Origin of the sequence: uncultured Desulfosarcina sp. (assembly GCF_963664155.2) — a bacterium.
Lineage (GTDB): Bacteria > Desulfobacterota > Desulfobacteria > Desulfobacterales > Desulfosarcinaceae > Desulfosarcina.
On record NZ_CAXXXH010000001.1, the window covers coordinates 3,852,870 to 3,870,602 of the forward strand.

Annotated in this window: 20 protein-coding genes; 14 read left to right on the top strand and 6 right to left on the bottom strand. The window is 56.2% G+C overall.

The genetic code is table 11. The features are described 5' to 3' along the window. Positions 1 to 245: 245 nt before the first annotated feature. Complete coding sequence (locus tag ACHZBS_RS17555; protein WP_319407818.1) at positions 246 to 1,652, top strand: sigma-54 dependent transcriptional regulator; 1,407 nt, start codon at positions 246 to 248, stop codon at positions 1,650 to 1,652. Between the two features lie 98 nt (positions 1,653 to 1,750). Further along, the gene (locus tag ACHZBS_RS17560) at positions 1,751 to 2,836 is read left to right on the top strand and encodes a hypothetical protein (protein WP_319407819.1); all 1,086 of its coding nucleotides are present in this window, start codon (positions 1,751 to 1,753) and stop codon (positions 2,834 to 2,836) included. A 183-nt stretch (positions 2,837 to 3,019) separates the two neighbouring features. On the opposite strand, the gene ACHZBS_RS17565 is transcribed toward ACHZBS_RS17560, so the two are convergent. Beyond that, positions 3,020 to 3,307 carry a Trp family transcriptional regulator gene (locus tag ACHZBS_RS17565; protein WP_319407820.1) on the bottom strand — a complete coding sequence of 96 codons (288 nt, stop codon included), beginning with the start codon at positions 3,305 to 3,307 and terminating at the stop codon, positions 3,020 to 3,022. A 217-nt stretch (positions 3,308 to 3,524) separates the two neighbouring features. Between ACHZBS_RS17565 and ACHZBS_RS17570 the strand changes: the two genes are divergently transcribed. The 4 genes from ACHZBS_RS17570 to ACHZBS_RS17585 all read left to right on the top strand — a co-directional run bounded on the left by ACHZBS_RS17570 (position 3,525) and on the right by ACHZBS_RS17585 (position 6,753). Continuing rightward, positions 3,525 to 4,514 carry an ABC transporter substrate-binding protein gene (locus tag ACHZBS_RS17570; protein WP_319407821.1) on the top strand — a complete coding sequence of 330 codons (990 nt, stop codon included), beginning with the start codon at positions 3,525 to 3,527 and terminating at the stop codon, positions 4,512 to 4,514. Between the two features lie 96 nt (positions 4,515 to 4,610). Next, entirely contained in the window at positions 4,611 to 5,507 is an 897-nt protein-coding gene (locus ACHZBS_RS17575; RefSeq protein WP_319407822.1) for an ABC transporter permease, read from the top strand. Beyond that, a complete protein-coding gene (locus ACHZBS_RS17580) occupies positions 5,504 to 6,301 on the top strand; it encodes an ATP-binding cassette domain-containing protein (RefSeq protein WP_319407823.1) in 798 nt (265 codons plus the stop codon). The genes ACHZBS_RS17575 and ACHZBS_RS17580 overlap by 4 nt, the downstream gene beginning before the upstream one ends. 284 nt (positions 6,302 to 6,585) lie before the next feature. Further along, positions 6,586 to 6,753, top strand: coding sequence for a hypothetical protein (locus ACHZBS_RS17585; RefSeq protein WP_319407824.1), 168 nt, complete (start codon positions 6,586 to 6,588; stop codon positions 6,751 to 6,753). A 433-nt stretch (positions 6,754 to 7,186) separates the two neighbouring features. Here the strand turns inward: ACHZBS_RS17585 and ACHZBS_RS17590 are convergent, their stop codons facing one another. Further along, the gene (locus ACHZBS_RS17590) at positions 7,187 to 8,032 is read right to left on the bottom strand and encodes an amidohydrolase family protein (protein ID WP_319407825.1); all 846 of its coding nucleotides are present in this window, start codon (positions 8,030 to 8,032) and stop codon (positions 7,187 to 7,189) included. Positions 8,033 to 8,121: 89 nt separating this feature from the next. Beyond that, complete coding sequence (locus ACHZBS_RS17595) at positions 8,122 to 8,361, bottom strand: hypothetical protein (protein ID WP_319407826.1); 240 nt, start codon at positions 8,359 to 8,361, stop codon at positions 8,122 to 8,124. Positions 8,362 to 8,492: 131 nt separating this feature from the next. Here ACHZBS_RS17595 and ACHZBS_RS17600 point away from each other — a divergent pair, with 131 nt between their 5' ends. The 8 genes from ACHZBS_RS17600 to ACHZBS_RS17635 all read left to right on the top strand — a co-directional run bounded on the left by ACHZBS_RS17600 (position 8,493) and on the right by ACHZBS_RS17635 (position 15,009). Further along, positions 8,493 to 8,807, top strand: a complete 315-nt coding sequence (locus tag ACHZBS_RS17600; protein WP_319407827.1) for a zinc ribbon domain-containing protein — start codon at positions 8,493 to 8,495, stop codon at positions 8,805 to 8,807. A 192-nt stretch (positions 8,808 to 8,999) separates the two neighbouring features. Further along, a complete protein-coding gene (locus tag ACHZBS_RS17605) occupies positions 9,000 to 10,331 on the top strand; it encodes a M48 family metalloprotease (RefSeq protein ID WP_319407828.1) in 1,332 nt (443 codons plus the stop codon). 242 nt (positions 10,332 to 10,573) lie between these two features. Continuing rightward, positions 10,574 to 11,065: a tRNA (cytidine(34)-2'-O)-methyltransferase gene (locus tag ACHZBS_RS17610; RefSeq protein ID WP_319407829.1), complete on the top strand. Its 492-nt coding sequence runs from the start codon at positions 10,574 to 10,576 to the stop codon at positions 11,063 to 11,065. Positions 11,066 to 11,102: 37 nt separating this feature from the next. After that, positions 11,103 to 12,041 carry a multidrug resistance efflux transporter family protein gene (locus ACHZBS_RS17615; protein WP_319407830.1) on the top strand — a complete coding sequence of 313 codons (939 nt, stop codon included), beginning with the start codon at positions 11,103 to 11,105 and terminating at the stop codon, positions 12,039 to 12,041. A 93-nt stretch (positions 12,042 to 12,134) separates the two neighbouring features. Further along, on the top strand, positions 12,135 to 12,860 hold the full coding sequence (locus ACHZBS_RS17620) for a superoxide dismutase (protein ID WP_319407831.1): 726 nt from the start codon (positions 12,135 to 12,137) through the stop codon (positions 12,858 to 12,860). 118 nt (positions 12,861 to 12,978) lie between these two features. Beyond that, the gene (thiM, locus tag ACHZBS_RS17625; protein WP_319407832.1) at positions 12,979 to 13,782 is read left to right on the top strand and encodes a hydroxyethylthiazole kinase; all 804 of its coding nucleotides are present in this window, start codon (positions 12,979 to 12,981) and stop codon (positions 13,780 to 13,782) included. Positions 13,783 to 13,829: 47 nt separating this feature from the next. Continuing rightward, on the top strand, positions 13,830 to 14,240 hold the full coding sequence (locus ACHZBS_RS17630) for a hypothetical protein (RefSeq protein ID WP_319407833.1): 411 nt from the start codon (positions 13,830 to 13,832) through the stop codon (positions 14,238 to 14,240). Between the two features lie 16 nt (positions 14,241 to 14,256). After that, positions 14,257 to 15,009, top strand: coding sequence for an aldolase/citrate lyase family protein (locus tag ACHZBS_RS17635; RefSeq protein ID WP_319407834.1), 753 nt, complete (start codon positions 14,257 to 14,259; stop codon positions 15,007 to 15,009). 109 nt (positions 15,010 to 15,118) lie between these two features. Here the strand turns inward: ACHZBS_RS17635 and ACHZBS_RS17640 are convergent, their stop codons facing one another. The 3 genes from ACHZBS_RS17640 to ACHZBS_RS17650 all read right to left on the bottom strand — a co-directional run bounded on the left by ACHZBS_RS17640 (position 15,119) and on the right by ACHZBS_RS17650 (position 17,722). Further along, on the bottom strand, positions 15,119 to 15,841 hold the full coding sequence (locus ACHZBS_RS17640) for a hypothetical protein (protein ID WP_319407835.1): 723 nt from the start codon (positions 15,839 to 15,841) through the stop codon (positions 15,119 to 15,121). A 226-nt stretch (positions 15,842 to 16,067) separates the two neighbouring features. Next, a complete protein-coding gene (locus ACHZBS_RS17645; protein ID WP_319407836.1) occupies positions 16,068 to 16,253 on the bottom strand; it encodes a hypothetical protein in 186 nt (61 codons plus the stop codon). A gap of 221 nt (positions 16,254 to 16,474) precedes the next feature. Further along, on the bottom strand, positions 16,475 to 17,722 hold the full coding sequence (locus ACHZBS_RS17650; protein WP_319407837.1) for a glyceraldehyde 3-phosphate dehydrogenase NAD-binding domain-containing protein: 1,248 nt from the start codon (positions 17,720 to 17,722) through the stop codon (positions 16,475 to 16,477). Between the last annotated feature and the right edge of the window lie 11 nt (positions 17,723 to 17,733).

The following is a 17,733-nucleotide window of genomic DNA, read 5'->3' on the forward strand; positions in this document are numbered from 1 at the left end:
GATGAATTCATCTTACGAGTTGAGCGACTTGACATGTTCCCTGTATATTACAATTATACTGAAATCGAGCCACCATGCACGTGACCCATTTCAACCGTCTCACGGCGGGTTATCTGCCATCGCTGAAACGTATACCCTTCTTCCCATAACCGGATTGGCCGGCTTCAGGGGCCGGACCGCCAGATTGAACGGCTGGCGGCTTTTGATCCGGGGCGTGCAACACCCGAATCGGACGGGAACTTGCCATGAATCGTGCGAACAGACAACCCCATGCGGCTTCCCTGCTGACCATCGATGTCGACCCGAGCATTCTGCGGGTGATGGAAATGCGTCTGGGATCCCACGGTTATCTTTTGTTGTCGGCCCCGGACGGCCGTACAGCGTTGGAACTGGCCACCACTGCCGACGTGGACCTGGCGGTCATCGGTCATAAACGCAATGATGAAGACGGTGTATTGCTGATGGAAAAACTGCGTCGGCTTCATCCGGGTCTGCCGGTCATCATTCTCACGGCCTATGGGACCATTGACAATGCAGTGGATGCCATGAAACGAGGGGCCTGCCATTACCTCACCAAGCCTTTCGACGGTGGGGAGTTGATCCGGCAAATCGAAGGCTGTCTGGAAAAACGGTATCCGGTTGACCCGGTATTTCCATCCGAGGCCGGGCTGGAGCAGATGGGCGCCTTCGATCAGTTTATCGCCAAAAGCAGCATCATGAAGGCGGTGCTGAACAAGGTCGCCCAAATTGCCAATACCGATTCCAACGTATACATAGAAGGGGAGAGCGGAACCGGCAAGGAATTGATCGCCCGCTGCCTGCATGCGGCCAGTCCGCGAAAGGATGGCCCGTTCGTGGCGATCAATTGTGCGGCCATTCCCGAAAACCTGTTGGAGAGCGAACTTTTTGGTCATGAAAAAGGGGCCTTTACGGGTGCGGATCGCCAGCGCGACGGGTTGTTCGTCCGCGCCCACGGGGGTTGCTTCTTTTTGGACGAGCTTTCCGAATTGCCCATGTCCATGCAGGTCAAACTGCTGCGGGTATTGGAAGAGCGTGAATTCTATCCGTTGGGCAGCACCCGCAACGTGAAGGTTGATGTCAGAATCATTGCCGCCGCCAATCGTAATTTGGAAAAGCGGATGAGCGAAGGGCGTTTTCGCGAAGATCTTTTTTATCGCATTCACGTGATTCCGATCTGGCTGCCGCCGCTTCGCAAGCGCAAGGCGGATATTCTTCCGCTTGCACGGAAATTTCTGGCCGAATTCAGCAAAGCGGGTGGCAAGTCAGTCAAATCGATCTCTCCGGGCGCGGTTCAGAAGCTGTTGGCTGCCGATTGGCCGGGCAACGTTCGGGAACTGAAAAACGTCATGGAGTATGCGGTGGCGATGGCTCCGGGTGACAGCGTGACACCTGACCTGATCACCGGCCCCATGCCGCCCGAAGCGGATGATCCGCCACCCCTTCGTGATGCCAGAGACAGCTTCGAAAAGGACTATCTCATTGAACTGCTTGAACTCAATGGCGGCAATGTCAGTCAGGCAGCCAGAATGGCCGGCAAGTATCGCGCCGATTTTTACGTGCTGCTGCGCAAGCACGGACTGAATCCCATGGATTTTCGGGGCAGGAAAGACTCCGCGCGGGATTATGCATGAAACCGTCGGAATTGCAACTTTTTACGAGTTCCCCAAGATAGAAGGCTCGGCTTGAGTCATCGGGTCGTTTTACGATGGAATGGCAGGAGAAAAAACGGATGGCTGATTTCAAGATGGTTATCAACCCTTTTGCCGCGATCGTTGCCAGCATGTTGATTGCATGCGTAGCCGTTGCCGCCGGGACGGATGATTGCGGGGACCTGAAATATCGGGACCTGGCCGGATTGCTGGGTTCTTCAGTCCCGGCGACGGAATTTGTGGCCCTGACCGACTTCAAAGACGATTATGAGAAGGTCGCCCATCAGGCCAGCATCGACTATCTGAATGCCAATCCGCAACTGGTTCAACGCATCCGGGACGACTTGGGGTGCCAGGACGTTCAATGGCGCCTGGAGGGGCTTTCCCACCGACTCCTCTATGCACCTGAACAGCGCGAAAACGTCGCCGAACTGTTTACCGGCTACTGTCAAGAGGCCATCGCGGACCTGCTGGACCGCACCGGCTTGCCCAATCCCTACTGTTCCATCTCCACCGTGGTGAAAGAACTCCCGAACGATATGCATGACCGGGGCGTCAAGGCCGTCATCGTGAACGATCTCGCCCGGGAGTATGAGGCGCGCTACCAATTCAGCGGGTCATCCGACAAGCACATCGACATCGATCTTTCCGGGCGGATTCCGTTAAACGAAGTCGGGTCTTACGCCAGCTACCTGCAATACTCGGAAAAGACCCGCAGCTGGCAGTTTACCCGGGACCGGCGGACGGTGTGGAAATGTGCGTCGGCCAACCCCTATACCGTGTTGATGACGCCCCTGGAGGAGACCCTGCATATCGCCCTGCGGAAACATACCGAGAGAGCGATCCTGGAAACGATTGAAGGGCAACCGGGCGTTTTGCCCCTCGATCAGGTTAAAGCGATCGTGGAGGAATGGCTCGCCGTGGAAGAAGCCGTTGTGGGCGGGCTGGTCCACAAACTTGCCCCGGATGTGGTGATCCGGCGCATCCCAGATCTGCCCGTGCATTGGATCCGGGACGACCTTGCAACCAAGGCTCGTTTTCAGAAGTATCGTCTCCTGCCTGAAGGGATCGCCTGGGTGGAAACCCACGGGCTTAAAGGCAGCATTTGCCTTTACGCCCAGGACCCGATGGCCGTTCGTGCCCGCTTAAGCAAAAACCCCGGATGACGACACGCAGAATCGCATGCCGGCACGATCATCTCTTCGGCGCATTGATTCGGGGATACCCCCGGTTTGCCTGCAAACGGCTGCCGCTGCGCAATCCTCCCGTTATTTCATGGTGGGACCAAAGCTGATGACTGTCGATCCGCATCAGCCGAAGATGCCCATCGATGGCTGCGAATGTCAGTGCTAACGGCTGTTTTTGGCTTCGTACAATTCATCGAGTACTTTTTTCAGGTAGCTTCCCCTGGTTTTGAGCAGTTTGGAGCCGCGGGTGATTTTGCAGAGGCTGATGTTGTGATCGGCGGCAATTTTGCGCTGGGTTTTGCCTTCGTAGAGGTCCTTGAGCAGTTGCCAGCGCAGGGTAAGGGTATCGATTTCGCTGGGGGTAAAGATCTCCCGGAACAGCACTTCCATTTCTTTGCGATCCTCTGTCCGGGCGAAGACGTCAATCAGTTCCCGTGTGACAGTTTTCATGGAGATGGCCCTTTTGTTGCGGCAGGATGCCGTCGGGTTCATTAAATTGCATGCAAGGGCCTCGGCAAGAAATCATTGCACCATCATTTCCTGCTGAAACCTCAGGGGAAAAAGAGCTTGATTTTGACCGCCTGCCTATATACGTAAGGGGCGATCGCAAGCGTTTCTGTAAGACAGAACATAAAGAAAATCCTGCGGAAAGGAAAGGAAAAAGTACATGAAAAAGCTTTGCTGCGCAGTGACCGCCTTGCTTGCGGTCACTGCAATGACGTATCCTGCACCGGTTGCTGGGTCTGATCCGATCCTCATCGGTATTTCCAAAATTGTTGCCCACCCGGCGCTGGATGCCATTGAAAAGGGAATCCAGGAAGTGGTGAAAGCCCAGTATCCCGATGCACGGTTTGATCCTCAGAATGCCAACGGGGAAATGTCCACCGCCTCATCTATCGCCCAGAAGTTCAAGTCGGAAAATGTGACCCTGGCTGTCGGTATCGCCACCCCTACGGCCCAGGCCCTGGTCAACGCGCTCAAGGATCGCCCGGTGATTTTCAGCGCGGTCACCGATCCGGTGGGTGCGGGGTTGATCGCCTCAACGGAAAAAGGTGAGAAAAATGTGACCGGCATTTCCGACATGACCCCGGTGAAAGCTCAGATCGAACTGCTCAACCGCATCAAGCCCATTAAGACGCTTGGCCACGTTTATGCCAGCAGTGAGGCCAATGCCGTCAGCCTGGCCACTATCGCCCGGCAGGTGTGCAAGGAGATGGGCATCAAGTTTGTTGAAACTACCGTATCCAATTCCGCCGAGGTGAAGCAGGCCGTTCAGACCATTGCCGGCCGGGTGGACGGCATCTACATCTCCAACGACAACACCGTGGTGTCGGCCCTGGCCGCTGTGACCAGTGTGGCCAAAAAGTACAACATCCCGGTGATGTCGGCCGATCCCAGCAGCGCCGAAACGACCCCGGTGCTGGCCGCCTGGGGGTTCGACTACTACAAGATGGGCAAGGCCACCGGCCGCCTCGTGGTCCGCATCCTCAAAGGGGAAAAACCCGAAACCATCCCGACCATCTACATGACTGAGGCATCCGACGTGGATCTGTTGATCAACCTGGATGTGGCCGACGAACTGGGGTTGACCTTTCCGGAAGATGTCATCGCCAGCGCCAATACCATCATCGAGGATGGGGAGCTGATTAAAAAGTAGGTTGCAGGATCAAAGACTCGAACCTGAAAGAAGGCGGAAGGCCTTGAGGATAATGGCTTTCCGCCTTTTGTGCCACCATGAAAAGACCGATTCGTCATGCTTGAAGGTATTTTTGTCGAAGGGCTGATTTATGCCATCATGGCCCTGGGGGTGTTTTTCACCTTCCGTATTCTCGATTTTCCTGACCTGACCGTGGACGGAAGCTTCCCCATGGGCGCGGTAATCATGGCCACCGCGCTGACCGGCGGGATCAACCCGCTGGCGGGACTGCTCCTGGCTTTTTCCGGCGGAGTGCTGGCCGGATTCGTCACCGCGGCCATCCACAACCGGCTCAAGGTTCCCCACCTGCTGGCCGGCATTCTCACCATGACCATGCTCTATTCGGTGAATATCCGCATCCTGGGCAACCGGGCCAATCTGCCTCTTCTGCGCGTGGATACGATCATCACCCACGTCAGTGTTGCCACCCAGGGCCTGATTCCCGCCGACTGGGCTTCGCTGATCTTTTTCGCCATGGTCGTGCTGGCCATCAAGTTCGCCCTGGATCTGTTTTTCCACACGGACATGGGACTGGTGTTCGGCGCCCTGGGCAACAACGAGCAGATGGTCAAGGTCCAGGGGGTCAATCCGGCCACCCTCAAGCTCATCGGCGTGGGGCTGTCCAACGGGCTGGTGGCTCTTTCCGGGGCCTTCGCCGCCCAGTACCAGGGCTTTGCCGATGTGAACCTGGGGCAGGGGATCGTGGTGTCCGGGCTGGCTTCGGTGATGCTGGGCGAGTTTATCATCAAGTCCAACCGCATCGGCATGCTGACCCTGCGGGTGATTTTAGGCGCGATTCTGTTCAAGGCGATCATGTATCTGGGCCGTTTTTACGGCTACTATGTCAACATGACCCCCAACGACCTGAAGCTGATCGCCGGTGTCCTGATCATCGCCTCCCTGGCCGTGACCAACTACCGCCGCATTCGCGGAAAGGGAGGGACTGCTACATGATCCGGCTCCAGAACCTCACCTGCACCTTTCACGCCGGCACCCCCAATGCCAAGACGGTGATCCGGGACTTGAACCTGACGGTGGACGCCGGTGAATTCGTCACCATCATCGGCAGCAACGGGGCGGGCAAGACCACCCTGTTCAACCTCATTTCCGGCAACCTTTTGCCCACATCCGGCAGGGTCTTCATCGACGGGGAGGATGTCACCGCCCAACCGGAGTACAAGCGGGCCAGAACCCTGGGGCGGATTTTCCAGGATCCGCTGGCAGGCACCGCCTCCAACATGGCCCTGGAAGACAATATGATGATCACCTGCAAAAAGGGGTTCAAGTGGCCGGTGATCAGCCTCAACCGGAAGATGCGGGCCTATTTTTGCGAACAGCTGGTGAACCTGAAGATGGGGCTGGAATCGCGGATGAAAGAGAACATCAGCACCCTGTCCGGCGGCCAGCGTCAGGCTTTGACCCTGCTGATGATGGTGCTTTCCAATCCGGCGATCGCCCTGCTGGACGAGCACACCGCTGCCCTGGATCCGCGCAACGCCGCCATCGTGATGGACCTGACCACCCGGTTCATTACCGAACACCGTCTGACCACCCTGATGATCACCCACAACATGAACCATGCCATTGCTTACGGCAGTCGATTGCTCATGATGGATGCCGGTGAGATTATCATCGATGTCTCCGGTGCAGATAAAGCCAGGCTTACCGTCCCGAAGTTGCTGGAGATGTTCTCCAGCGTCCGCCGCAAAGCATTTGAGAACGACGAGGTGCTGCTGGCGGCGGGGTGACGGGTAGCGGAAACCTGCATCAGATGAGACCCTGAACTTTTTTTCACAAAATTACGGAATTTTATTCATCATCTCCCGCCTGCCATAAAACAAAACATTTTATTTTCATCCTGATTTTATTGAATTTTCTTATAACCTTAAAATTTGGTACAGTGCTTGCCTTTAAAATTTTTAAGGCCGAAACCCTATCTTTCACTGGTGACGGATTCCTGTTTAAACGGCCATTGGCAAAACGTTTGAAATTGAAACGGTGAAATAGAAAACAAATATAGCGAGGATGAAAAATGATTGATAGAATAGATCATCATCCAACTCCAAAAGGCTATGGCGATTATGAAGAACGAAGTGGAAAAGATAGGCGAAAGATTCATACCATGCTCGACCCGGATATAGACAAAAGGAAAGGCGATAGGCGCAAAAGAAAATATCGGAGAGCCGCTCAAGAGCGGTGATGCGTTTGATTTTTTTGAAGAATGAATTACCCTGATAGTGGAGGACGCCCCTGCAGCAATTCGACGACCATCGATGGATAGAGGTTGCTTCAATGCAAAAAAACAATCGATCATTCATTGAAAGAAGGACAGGGAAAGACCGAAGACGGCTTTTTTCAATTAAAGGACTGTTCTTCAGGAAACAAGACAGGCGCAGAACTCAGGAAAGAAGATCTGGTACCGAAAACCGGAGAAACTGGGTCCGTGTCAGCAAATGGTCCAGTGTCCCCCTGAAGGGTTTGAAAATATCGAAATATCTTCTGAGATAGTCCCATCTGAACAGCAGTACTCTCCCCCAACGACGCCCCGAAAACTATTCAAGGCGTTAACCCTCTGAAGCATCTTCCTTCATTGTCCATTTTACGGGTATTGGTCAGCTTGCCGGGTTGAGTCCTCAGTCTTCAATCTTCAGCAGGCCGGCGGCGTTCTTCCCGCAGACCACGTCCATTTCCTCCCGACTCAACCCGCCTTCATGCATCTCCTTGAAATAGCGGGCCGGTTTGAGCAGGGGATAGTCCGTGCCCAGCAGGACCTTGTCGATGCCCACCAGGTCCCTTGCATAGCGGTAAATGCGGCTGTCGTAGAGAAACGGGGATGCGGCGGTGTCGTAGTAGACGTTTTTCAGGGTCTCTTTAACTGCTTTTTTTAGTAGGTTATAAAAGAAGATCCCTCCGCCCCAGTGGGCCAGCACGATGGTATTGTCCGGAAAACGGGCCATGGTTTCGTAGATCTGGACCATGGTGTTGGGGGTCTTGCCCGGGTAGAGGTGGCCCACCTCTTCGTTGGTGTGCAGCAGCACCGGCACATCATGTTCCCGGCACATGGCCATGATGGGGTCCAGGCTCAGCTGGCATTCACCGTCGATGCCGCAGCCATAGAAAGCCAGTTCCCCCACACCGCTCAGACCGGCGTCCAGGCAGCGCTGCACCTCTTCGGCCGCATCCGGGTTCAGGCTGTCCACGCAGCACAGGCCCCGTAACCGGTGCGGATAACGGTCCACCGCTTCGATGACATAGTCGTTGTTCTGCCGGCAGGTGTCGGGTGTACGCCAGGGAAACCCGAAGACTACCGACATATCCACCTCCTGGTCGTCCATCATGTCGATGATGTCCGACGCGGACACCAGTTTGGATTTGGGGGATTCGTAGAGCATCTTGAATTCGGGTTCGGCATCGAAAAATCGATTCCGGTGATCCCGGATTTCAGCGGGGAACGTGTGGACGTGAAAATCGATGATCATGGGCGTACTCCTTGATGGGTCCTGTCGGCAAGAGGTGCTTACCGATCGGATCGGTTCTTGCAATGTTTATTAGGGATACTCGGTTATATTTATTCATGATCCAGATTGTATGACCGCAGGGCCTGGCAGGTATCGCACCATTTTTCGGAAATTCCGATGATTTCCTTTTTCAAGGTCTGGTGCTGTACCTTGCAGGTGTCTGGGACATCGCCGCCGCGAATCAGCCGGCTGGAGTTTTCCACCAGCTGAATCAGTTCGGTGGCGATCACGGCGTTGATCTTGACCAGGTCCTTGAGCATATCGGCGATAGGCAGGTGGCTGTCGGTCATGGGCGACTCCATGCAAAGCGTTTTCCATATTGACTATGGGTCTTTTTCTTATACAATACAACCCGTGCTTGCAACACCCAAGAGTTGGCCGCCCCTGCTCAGTTATGAACAGGTGACATTTCAGGGATATCATGTTTTTAATCGCCGGTGTTCAACCCAAAACCAGACGGGTGGACGATAATCCCCAACGATGCCCCGTCTGCGGGCTGGCACAGGCCTATACCACTCGGGTGGACCACTACCTGAGCCTGTTTTTCATTCCCCTGATCCGGGTCAGGCAGGGAGAGCCGTTTTTAATGTGCGAAGGCTGCCAGCGGCCGGTGGATAACAGCCGGGCCCCGGTTCAGGAGGTGCCATTATCGGGATCTTCGTCTGTTTGTGTGGCCTGCAAGAGAGAATTCGACAGTTCATTCAACTATTGTCCGCACTGCGGGCAACGGGCCTGATCGTGGCCATTCATAAACGGCATCTTTTTGGCCCAGGCCGGTGTTCTCACGATGTTTAAATCCTCGACACTGCGCTGCTGCGCCTGCGGTTTCAACATCGCTGCGGCTTGGGCCTGAACCAAAATCTACCGTTTATGAACGACCACCAACGATGATCTAAAACCACAAAAATATTTGAGACCTGAGGTGCATATGCGTGTTTCCGGAAGGGCGATCAACGGACTGAACCGTCGTGAATTTCTGATCATGACCGGCATGGCTGCCACCGGGTTGGCCATGGGCTGTGCCACCAATCCCGTTACGGGAAAATCCCAGTTCATGATCATGGATGAAAAGCAGGAGATCGCCGTTGACCGGCAGCAGTCTCCCCACCAGTTTTCATCCGATTACGGAACCGTTCAGGACCGGGCCTTGCAAGTCTATGTACAAACCTCCGGCATGCGGCTGACCCCCAACACCCATCGTAGCCATATGCCCTATAACTTTCATTGCGTGAATGCCAATTATGTAAATGCCTACGCTTTTCCCGGCGGCAGCATTGCCTGCACGCGGGGAATCCTGCTGGAGCTGGAAAATGAGGCCGAGCTGGCCGCCCTGCTGGGGCACGAACTGGGCCACGTCAATGCCCGGCATACCGCCGAGATCATGTCCAAAGCCCAGCTGACCAATATGGCTGTGGGAGGGCTGGCCATCCTCACCAGCGTCGCGGTCGGTTCCGGTGCCGGCAACCTTGCCGGCCAACTGGGGCAGCTGGGCTCCGGCGCATTGCTGGCTTCATATAGTCGTGACAACGAGCGCCAGGCGGACAGCCTGGGTATGAAATACATGGCCCGGTCCGGTTACGGCCCCCAGGGTATGGTGGGGCTTATGGAGATGCTCAACAGCATGAACCAGCACAAAGCAGGCGTCACGGATCTTCTCTTTGCCACCCACCCCATGTCTTCGGAACGCTACCAGACTGCGGTGAATCAGGCCACCAACGATTACCGGCAGTACAACGGCCAGCCTCTGTATCGGGAGCGCTTCATGGACAACACCGCCGGCCTGAGAAAAATCAAAGGCGCCATCAAGAAGATGCAGGAAGGTGAGGAGGCGATGGGCAAAGAACAGTTCAGCCAGGCGGAAGGGCTGTTCAAACAGGCCCTGGACGAAGTGCCCAGCGACTATGTGGGGCTGCTGCTCATGGCCAAGTGCCAGCTGGTTCAGAAAAAAGACAGCGAGGCGGAGCGCTATGCCGACCGGGCCAAGCAGGTCTATCCCGACGAAGCTCAAGCCTATCACATCAGCGGCATCACCAAGATCCGCAACAAGAAATACGACGCCGCCTACGAGGATTTCAGCATCTACGAGCGGCGCCTGCCCGGCAATCCCAATACGGTGTTTTTCCAAGGGCTGTCATTGGAGGGTATGGAGAAAGTCCAGCCGGCGGCTCAGGCCTATAATAGTTATCTGAAGCAGGTCCAGCAGGGAAAACAGGCTCAATACGCCTATCAGCGGCTTAAGGAGTGGGGCTACATCAAGTAGTGCCGATCCCTAAATATCATCTTGCGGCCCAGCTCCGCGTTCTCGCCATTTGGAGCACGTAGTGAAGCTTCAGCGCTATCCTCGACGTAGCGCTGCTACGCCTGCGGTTACCAAAATAGCTGCGGCCTTGATCTGAACCACAAGCTGACATTTATGGACCAACACTGCCCCAAAACGGCTTTTGAACCCAAATTTGAATTTTGAGACGACTTCTACTGGTGGGTTTATCAAACAGTGACGATATGGACGATACCGCCTTATGCTCAGATACCGGACCGGAACGCCACGTGGTGCTGGTGGCCCCCGAAATCCACTGGAACACCGGAAACATCGGTCGCACCTGTCTGGGTGCCGGGGCCCGGCTGCACCTGATCCATCCTCTGGGTTTCTCACTGGACAGCCGCCAGGTGAAGCGGGCCGGCCTGGATTACTGGCGCCGGGTATCTCCCGGCATCTGGAATAGTTTCGATGCGTTCTGTGAGTCGCTCAATCCCGTGGACGGTGAAGTGGCGCTGTTCTCCAAAAAAGGCACACGGCTTTTCTGGGAGATGCCGGCCCGACGGCGGATGTTTCTGGTGTTCGGATCCGAGACCGGGGGACTCCCTGAAGCGATTTTCTCCCGCTACCCCCGGGCCTGCTACCGGATTCCCATCAATGGTGAGATTCGTTCGCTGAACCTTTCCACCGCAGCCGGTATCGCCCTGTATGAGAGTATTCGAAGCGGGAAAGGATAAGTGTGGATACCGGAATGACCGAGGCAGGCGATAAACGATGGTGAGGCTTATTCTGATCGGCCTGCTGTCCGGTTTTTTCTTCAGTTCCACGTTTGTGCTCAACCGGATGATGAGTCTGGGAGGCGGTCACTGGGTGTGGAGCGCCAGCCTCCGCTATGCCTATATGATTCTTCTGCTGACGGCCTGGTTGCTGGTGTTTCGGGGAACGGCAGCCTTGGCCCGTACTCTGGGCCTGTTTTTCAACCACCTGGCTTTCTGGGTGGCGGTGGGCAGCATCGGCTTCGGGGCTTTTTACGCCCTGATCTGTTTCAGCGCCGATTATGCCCCCGGTTGGATCGTTGCCGCCACCTGGCAGTTTACCATTATTGCCACGCTGGTGGTGCTGACGGTTTTCGGCCGACGCTTTCCCCGACGGATCTGGCTGTTTTCCACCATCGTTTTTGCCGGTGTGTTTTTGGTGAATATCAGCCAGGCGGGGGCGGTCGATCCAGGGAAACTGGTCAACGGCGCCCTGCCCGTGTTGATTGCCGCTTTCTGCTACCCCATCGGCAACCAGTTGGTATGGGAAGCCAAGACCGGCCACAGCCGTTTGCCTGACATCAGCAGATCGGAACTGGAACACCCTTTTGTCAAGGTGCTGCTCATGTCACTGGGCAGCGTTCCCTTCTGGTGCCTGCTGGTGGCTGTGATTGCACCGCCGCCGCCTTCTGTCGGGCAGATCGTGAACACGGCCCTGGTGGCCCTGTTTTCAGGCGTAATGGCTACGAGCCTGTTTCTTTTTGCGAGGAACGAATCGAAAACCGGCAGTCAACTGGCCGCCGTGGACGCCACCCAATCCAGCGAGGTGATCTTTGCCTTGGCCGGGGAGATCCTGATCATCGGTGCCGCCCTGCCCAATGCCCTCGGCGTGCTGGGGATACTGGTCACCGGTTTGGGGCTGGTCCTTTTTGTCCGGTTTCAGGAAACGCTGCCCTGAAATCCGGTCATTGCGGTCCAACTTGTTGATGAATCCGTCAATCTCTAAGTCTTTAACAACCGTCTCTGCGGACAACCGAAAAGGAGAAAAATCATGACAACCTTTCCCGCTATTAACAAACGCCTTATTGTCCGTTTATCGGTTCTGGCTGGCTGTGCCTTGACCGCCCTGTTTCTGGTACAGTGCAGCGGCGGCGGTGGCTCGGCCATTTTCGTTTTGGAACCGCTGCCTTATCGTCAGGACGCCCTGGCCCCTACTATCAGTGCGGAAACCATGGGGTTTCATTACAACAAACATTACGCCGGCTATGTGAAAAAGGCCAATGAGCTGACCAAAGGGATGGTTTTTGCCGGCAAGACCGCCGAAGCGGTGATCCAGATGACGGCGGGTGATGCGTCCAAAGCAGCCGTCTTCAACAACGCCGCACAGGCATGGAACCATGCCTATTTCTTCAAATGCCTGAAGCCGGGCGGCGGGGGCGCACCGGAGGGCCTGCTGGCGGAAATGATCGATGAAGCCTTCGGTGGTTTCATGGATTTCAAGGAGCTCTTCATCACCGCCGCCAAGGACCAGTTCGGCAGCGGCTGGGTATGGCTGGTACTGGATGAGGGAAAGCTGGCGGTAGTCACCGGCGCCAATGCGGATACTCCCCTCGCCCATGGTCTGATTCCGCTGTTTACCGTGGACGTATGGGAACATGCCTACTATCTGGACTATCAGAACCGGCGGGTGGATTTTGTCAAGTCCGTACTGGACAACCTGGCCAATTGGGATTTTGTGGCCGGGCAGCTGGAGAAAGTTCAACCGCCCAAAAAGTGAGTCTGTGAAAAGCCGGCCGCCGCCAGACATCTTTTCCAGTGGGTCCGGCCCGCCGACTCCATCGCCGGTCAAATCCGGCGGTGGACCGATCCTGCAGTCTGAGAAAAGGATTCCCGTTATGGATATGAAAGCCACGACTGTGGACTGTCTCGAAACCATCAGAACCACCGCACCCCTGGTGCACAACATCACCAACTTCGTAGTGATGAATCCGTCGGCCAACATCCTCTTGGCGTTGGGGGCATCCCCGGTGATGGCCCACAGCCGCAAAGAGGCGGCGGACATGGCCGCCATGGCCGGTGCGCTGGTGCTGAACATCGGCACCCTGGCGGAAAAATGGATCGAGGCCATGCTGCTGGCCGCCAAAGCGGCCAACCAACGGGGCATTCCGGTAATACTGGACCCGGTCGGTGCCGGTGCCACCAGCTACCGCACCCGCACCGTCAAACACATCCTCGATGAAGTTAAGATTTCCGTCATCCGGGGCAATGCATCGGAGGTGCTTTCCCTGGCCGTTGACGACGTGATGACCAGAGGCGTGGATTCATCTTTGTCCCTGTCCGACGAAATCGTGGATGCCGCCGGTACTATCGCTCGTCAACACGGCTGTATCGTGGCCATCTCCGGGGAGAATGATGTTATCACCGACGGCGGTCGGGTGTTTCGGGTGGCCAACGGCGTGCCCCTGATGACCCGGGTGACCGGGCTGGGGTGCGGGCTCTCGGCGGTCGTCGGTGCTTTCTGTGCCGCGGCCCGCCATGACCTGCTGACTGCCGCCGCCGCTGCATTCGGCTTCTACGGGCTATGCGGGGAGTTGGCGTTTGAAACCAGCGACCGGCCGGGAAGTTTTTTCGTAGCATTTCTGGACAGCCTGTATACGGCCGGCAGCGCTGAAATTGATGAACGGTTGAAAATCGAATGACAATAGACAGTTAACCGGCGTTGCGAAACTTGCAGGAGGCATGATTGATGAAGTCGTGCAGAGAATGTAACCATCAGGTGAGTGACCAGGCGGTCGCCTGCCCGGGCTGCGGGGCACCGTATCCGGCTCGTGAACATTGGGATGGCTACGGTTTTGAGTACAAAAGCCAGGCCGCTTTTTTAGGACTTCCCCTGCTGCACATCTCTTTCAAATACCGGCCCAATCGTACGCCTGTGATCGCCAAAGGAGTGATCGCCGTGGGGCAGTTCGGCGCCGGGATTATCAATATCTCCCAATTTGGCATCGGCGTGATCAGCCTGAGTCAGTTCACCATCGCCGGCTATGCCCTGGCCCAGTTTGGCCTGGCTTATTCCTGCATCGCCCAGTTCGGGATATACGTGGATCGGGGGTATGGCCAGGTTATGGTTCAACTGGCCGATCTGCTGGGACGGTTTTAGAAAGGCATCCGTCGATATGAAATCCAATTTCCGAAAACGGCTGCTTCAGGGCGATCGGCTGACGGGCACGATTGTCAGCCTGCCTTGCCCTCCAATCGCCGAACTGCTTTCCCGATCCGGTTTTGACTGGCTTTTCATCGATGGCGAGCACGGCCCCTTGTCCGTGGGCGACATTCAACTGCTGCTGCAGGCGGCGCAGCCTCAGTGTCCCTGCGTGGTTCGTGTGGCGGCAAATCATGAAGTATACATTAAACAGGCCCTGGACACGGGGGCGGACGGCATCATCGCCCCGCTGGTCAACGATGCGGAAACGGCGGGCCGGGTGGTGGCGTGGGCCAGGTATCCGCCGCTGGGCAAAAGAAGCGTGGGGATCGCCCGGGCACAGGGATACGGCTTTGCCTTTGCCGATTATGTGAACCATGCCAATACGGATGTCGCCGTAATCATCCAGGTGGAGCATATCGACGCGGTCGCCAACATCGCATCGATCCTCGATGTGACCGGCATTGACGGGGTGTTCATCGGCCCCTACGATCTTTCCGCCAGCATGGGAAAACCGGGAGATATCAACGATGCCGCTGTCCGGCACCAGATCGAGACGGTTCGTCAGGCGTGTCTGGAACGCCGGATCGCTTTAGGGATTTTCGGGATGGATGCTGCCGCGGTGCAGCCCTTTATCAAGCAGGGCTATACGCTGACTGCCGTGGGGATGGATACCCTGCTAGTGGGTCAATCGGCCCGGTTTATCTTGTCTGAATTGAAACCGTGATGCGGCATCTATTGCCGGGCGCTGTCGTGTTTGGGGAATATCATGGAAGGTGTTGACCGCATGGGTCTCGTCGGGGCTGCCATGCGAAATTGCTTTTCTTCCCTAGTGTTCACCGGCACTCAGCAGTCCGGATTGCGACTCCCAAGTCAAAGGCAAGCCGCTCGTAATCGTCTGCAAACCGGTTCCAGTCCGGCAGTGTGTGTCCCCTGGCGGTTTCCATCAATGCCAATACGCGGGTGACTGTTCGTTTGAGTCGGATGCAGACCGGCACGCGGGTGGCTGCATTAATGTCTTCCAGCATGGGTTCCATCTGCATCAGACGGGCTCTGGACAGGTAGTAGACCGCCGAAACACTTTCCGGGACCAGCTGGTACAGGGTTTGAGCTGCTTCAAAAAACCGGACCAGGGTCTGTTCGGCCGCTTCGCCGGATTGCAGTTCCCGCAGACGGCTTAGGGATTCGCAAAGATTCTGCTGAAATTGAAGCTGAACGCCGGCATCGTTCCAGGACCCTTTTAAGGCCAGCCCTTCGACCAGTTCGTCGGCGGCACAGGCAAAATTAACGGCGGGTTCCCTGCCCATTTTGGCCAGGCGAAAGCAGGCGTCACCTTTGATCAGGTGAAGCTGGGCGCACCCCTCGGATGCCTTCTTGCAAGCGATTGCCTGGGCGGCGATCCATTCATGGTCGCCGCGTGCCGCTCGCTTCCGGAATTGACTCAACTGAAGACTCGCACAACCGGAAAATATCAGGACCAGCGCCAGGCAACAGGCCCGTGTCGCGTACCTCCGCTTCAAGGCGGATCGATGAACCGGTAAACGGGTTTGCGGCGTCATATGCCCAAAGCCTCCTTTTTCATCTTTTCTGAGGCGCTCATCAGGGGCTGGAAGATCCGATGCCGCCGCAAGCGAAACGAATCTTCAGGTATCGGGGTCGCGCTATGGTTGTTAACCGGATTTTTCGGGCGGGTGGATCGGGTGCATCGGAAGTGGAGAACCCGTGATACGGGCCTGTCCGACTGTTGAAAAAGAATTGCCCGTGCTAAGGTGAATACCCATTCCGCTAAAGCCGTGGCTTCCGCCGCCGCTCCCGATGAATGGAAAACAGTTTTTCGCTGATCGCGTCGAATATGAATTCACTGGGGGCAATGCCTCTGGATTTGCAATAGTCTTCGACACGGTCGTACAAGGCTTTGGGAATATCCGTGCAGATGCAGTCATCCCCCGTCGCTTCTAATTTTTCACTCATCTTTTTGACCTTTCAGGGGCTTCCCGATTCTGCGCATTCGATTCGTGTATCGTATGTTTGATAATATAGGGTTCCGCGTGCGACATCGTCAAGTTCAAAGATTGACGGAAATTGTCTGCATTCGAGCACTTTTTCATTTTTCCGGAGAGATACGCCTATTGTCGTGCTTATGGACCCTCCACAGACCCGGCAGCCGAATAAGATTACCGGTGCACCCGTGGTTACATGTTTTCGGCAATGGTTATCGTTCGGTCGCCAAGCATATTCACGTAACTGCCCATCTCGTTGTCGTACCAGCCGTAAATGACGGCCTGGGTGACCGGTGCGCGAACCACCGTATCCGTGAGGCTGTTCAGCACGGACTGGGAAAAGCCGGGGATACCGGCCAGGTCCAAACTCAGGTCTGCCGTGCGGGTATGGGTTTCATCGCCCTCGATTACCGCCGCTGCCTGGGGAGAGCCGAGAATATCCCCGGAAACATTCTGTTTCTCGGTGTATTTCAGATAACCTTTGGGATCCAGCTGCGCTGCCTGCTCGTAGACACTGTTGATCCCGTCGCGGCGAACCGGTTCTTCGGAAGGGGTTTCTTGAATACTGAGTACCAGGATGATCAGGGACCCCGAACTGACGGGTACCCGCACCGACTCGGCAATGAATCCGATGTGCTCCATTTCGGGGATCACCAGCCTCAATGCCTTTGCCGCACCGGTTGAGGTGAGGATAATGTTGTTTAAAATCGACCGGTTTTTTCTTAGGTCGGTCTTTCCGGCTTTGGGCAGGCGATCCAGGACCTGCTGGGAGCCGGTAGCGGCGTGGATCGTGGCCATGGAGGCCGACAGGACCCGCTTGGCACCGAATGCGTTGATCAGGGGTTTCATCATGTGGGCCAGGCAGGTGGTTGTGCACGAGGCGTTGGAAACGATCCGGTGGCGCCGGGGGTCGTAGTCGTTGGCGTTGATCCCCATTACCGTCGTGACCGTATCGTCGGGCATGGCGGCGCCTTCTTCCTTTATCTTGAAGGGGGCGGATACCACCACTTTTTCGGCGCCGGCTTCCAGGTGCCCCCGGACCGACCCGTTGGGATGGTCGGCGGGAAGTGTAGGGTCCAGGAACTGACCGGTGGTGTCTACCACCAGGCGCACGCCGTGAGTTTTCCAATCGATGGCCTGGGGGGGGCGTGCGGTACGCAAAAGCCTCACGGTGATGCCGTCCACAACCATGGTTCCGGCGCTGTCGTCGATGTCGGAAATTACCGGCTTGGCCTGGTATCCGTGAAGAAAGGTATGCAGGGCCCCATACGTGGAGTCCCGTTCCAGGTAGTGGGCAATGTCCGACAGGCCCGTGCCGGCCTGGCGACCGATATTGACCACGATCTCTTTAAAGTATCGTCGTCCCACATGATGCCACACTGTGAGTTTGCCGATTCGGCCGAGGCCGTTGATACCGATTTTCATCTGTCCTTCGTTCATGGTATTTCCTC

Coding starts and splice junctions, on each gene's coding strand:
- ACHZBS_RS17600 (WP_319407827.1), top strand. CDS start 8,493: ATGTTTTTAATCGCCGGTGTTCAACCCAAAACCAGACGGGTGGACGAT.
- ACHZBS_RS17620 (WP_319407831.1), top strand. CDS start 12,135: ATGACAACCTTTCCCGCTATTAACAAACGCCTTATTGTCCGTTTATCG.
- ACHZBS_RS17570 (WP_319407821.1), top strand. CDS start 3,525: ATGAAAAAGCTTTGCTGCGCAGTGACCGCCTTGCTTGCGGTCACTGCA.
- ACHZBS_RS17635 (WP_319407834.1), top strand. CDS start 14,257: ATGAAATCCAATTTCCGAAAACGGCTGCTTCAGGGCGATCGGCTGACG.
- ACHZBS_RS17640 (WP_319407835.1), bottom strand. CDS start 15,841: ATGACGCCGCAAACCCGTTTACCGGTTCATCGATCCGCCTTGAAGCGG.
- ACHZBS_RS17610 (WP_319407829.1), top strand. CDS start 10,574: ATGGACGATACCGCCTTATGCTCAGATACCGGACCGGAACGCCACGTG.
- ACHZBS_RS17565 (WP_319407820.1), bottom strand. CDS start 3,307: ATGAAAACTGTCACACGGGAACTGATTGACGTCTTCGCCCGGACAGAG.
- ACHZBS_RS17630 (WP_319407833.1), top strand. CDS start 13,830: ATGAAGTCGTGCAGAGAATGTAACCATCAGGTGAGTGACCAGGCGGTC.
- ACHZBS_RS17555 (WP_319407818.1), top strand. CDS start 246: ATGAATCGTGCGAACAGACAACCCCATGCGGCTTCCCTGCTGACCATC.
- ACHZBS_RS17560 (WP_319407819.1), top strand. CDS start 1,751: ATGGCTGATTTCAAGATGGTTATCAACCCTTTTGCCGCGATCGTTGCC.
- ACHZBS_RS17645 (WP_319407836.1), bottom strand. CDS start 16,253: ATGAGTGAAAAATTAGAAGCGACGGGGGATGACTGCATCTGCACGGAT.
- ACHZBS_RS17585 (WP_319407824.1), top strand. CDS start 6,586: ATGATTGATAGAATAGATCATCATCCAACTCCAAAAGGCTATGGCGAT.
- ACHZBS_RS17615 (WP_319407830.1), top strand. CDS start 11,103: ATGGTGAGGCTTATTCTGATCGGCCTGCTGTCCGGTTTTTTCTTCAGT.
- ACHZBS_RS17605 (WP_319407828.1), top strand. CDS start 9,000: ATGCGTGTTTCCGGAAGGGCGATCAACGGACTGAACCGTCGTGAATTT.
- ACHZBS_RS17650 (WP_319407837.1), bottom strand. CDS start 17,722: ATGAACGAAGGACAGATGAAAATCGGTATCAACGGCCTCGGCCGAATC.
- ACHZBS_RS17590 (WP_319407825.1), bottom strand. CDS start 8,032: ATGATCATCGATTTTCACGTCCACACGTTCCCCGCTGAAATCCGGGAT.
- ACHZBS_RS17580 (WP_319407823.1), top strand. CDS start 5,504: ATGATCCGGCTCCAGAACCTCACCTGCACCTTTCACGCCGGCACCCCC.
- thiM (WP_319407832.1), top strand. CDS start 12,979: ATGGATATGAAAGCCACGACTGTGGACTGTCTCGAAACCATCAGAACC.
- ACHZBS_RS17595 (WP_319407826.1), bottom strand. CDS start 8,361: ATGACCGACAGCCACCTGCCTATCGCCGATATGCTCAAGGACCTGGTC.
- ACHZBS_RS17575 (WP_319407822.1), top strand. CDS start 4,611: ATGCTTGAAGGTATTTTTGTCGAAGGGCTGATTTATGCCATCATGGCC.